Origin of the sequence: Microbacterium sp. NPDC097977, assembly GCF_040302605.1 — a bacterium.
Lineage (GTDB): Bacteria > Actinomycetota > Actinomycetes > Actinomycetales > Microbacteriaceae > Microbacterium.
This window is the reverse complement of record NZ_JBEOUR010000140.1, coordinates 1-1,366: the sequence shown is the minus strand read 5'-3', so window position 1 is coordinate 1,366 and position 1,366 is coordinate 1. Positions and strand designations below refer to the sequence as shown.

Genomic DNA, 1,366 nt, shown 5'->3' with positions numbered 1-1,366 from the left:
GGGAAACGCCCGGTTACATTCCGAACCCGGAAGCTAAGCCTCACAGCGCCGATGGTACTGCAGGGGGGACCCTGTGGGAGAGTAGGACACCGCCGGACTTCTTTTAGACAGAAAAGCCACCCAATGTTGGGTGGCTTTTCTGCGTTAACGTGCGCGTCGGTAGCAAGGTCTACCGTGATCGCGCACCGGGCACTGCGCTCAGCGCGTGGGCTGCAGCGGGAACCGCAACGTCACCAGGCTGCCCGCACCCTCGCCGGAGCGGATGGAGACGTCCCCGCCATGAAGCCGCATCACGGTCGTCACGAGTGAGAGCCCGATGCCGGAACCGCTCACATCACGCGCGTTCTGTGCGCGCGCCAGTTCGTCGAAGACGAGGGGGAGCTCAGCCGCGGGGATTCCCCGGCCGGCATCCGCCACCTCGATGAGAGCCCACCCCTCGTGCTCGCGCAGGCGTACCTCGATGGGCCCCGAGGCCGAGTACTTCGCTGCGTTGGTCAGCACGTTGTCGACCGCCAGCGACACGAGGTCGAGGTCGAGGGCGAGCGGAGGCACGGCCCACGGGACGCGGGTCACCGAGAGCGTCACCCGACCTCGCGCCGCAGGCTGCTGGTCGACGAGTGCCTCGATGGCCTCGTTCAGCACATCTTCGAGCACGACCGTCTCCGTCTCGAGTGGCCTGCTCTCGAGCTCTGCGAGCTTGCGCAGATCGCGCACGAGGGTGCTGAGCTTCGTCGCCTGCAGGTCCACTGTGCGCCACGCGTCCCGGTGGTCGCCGTCCTGCGCGGCGACAGCCGTCGCGCGGATCGCGGTGAGCGGGTTCTTCAGCTCATGGTCGAGCCGCGCGAGGAACCGACGGTGCTCGGCGCGCGCCTGGGATGCCGCGGCCTGTGCGGAGGCGGCGCGCGATTCCTCGAGCCGGGCGTTCCAGCGCGCTCGGCCGCGCCGTGCCAGCAGCAGGGACAGCGGCACTGCCGAGACCACGGCCCCGCCGATGGCCACACCGGCCGGGAGCGCGAGGTCGATCGCCAGGATCCTCGGGTCGCCGGCGAGGAGCATGCTGCCGGCCACGGCCGCGCACGCGACGATCGGCACCGCCGTGAGAACCCCGAGGGCGACGTCGGTCACCCGCGTCATACTGCGCTCACTCTCGCGGCGAACTGGTACCCCATGCTCTGCGCCGTCTCGATGAGGCGCGTCTCGGCGTGATTGTCGCCCAGTGCTCGACGCAGTTCCGCGATGCGGTGATCCACCGCGCGGCTCGACGTCGCGAACTCGAAGCCCCACAGCGTCGACAGCAGCCGCTCCCGGGAATGGACCTCCTGCGGGTGCAGCATCAGGTACTCCAGAAGCATGAACGCCTTCGGCG

The 1,366-nt window shown here is 69.3% G+C and carries 2 protein-coding genes and 1 rRNA gene; 1 reads left to right on the top strand and 2 read right to left on the bottom strand.

Going from position 1 to position 1,366, the window contains the following annotated elements; translation table 11 throughout:
• Nucleotides 1-98 (top strand): 5S ribosomal RNA (gene rrf, locus ABTZ43_RS17235); the annotation flags it as partial.
• Nucleotides 99-198: 100 nt separating this feature from the next.
• Here the strand turns inward: rrf and ABTZ43_RS17230 are convergent.
• Entirely contained in the window at nt 199-1,134 is a 936-nt protein-coding gene (locus ABTZ43_RS17230) for a sensor histidine kinase (protein WP_350539643.1), read from the bottom strand.
• The coding region (locus ABTZ43_RS17225) for a winged helix-turn-helix domain-containing protein (RefSeq protein ID WP_350539642.1) at nt 1,131-1,366 on the bottom strand (236 nt) is incomplete at its 5' end. The genes ABTZ43_RS17225 and ABTZ43_RS17230, both read right to left, overlap by 4 nt.

What these genes read in the sequence shown, in the direction of transcription:
- ABTZ43_RS17230 (WP_350539643.1), bottom strand. Translation starts at nt 1,134, where the DNA reads ATGACGCGGGTGACCGACGTCGCCCTCGGGGTTCTCACGGCGGTGCCG.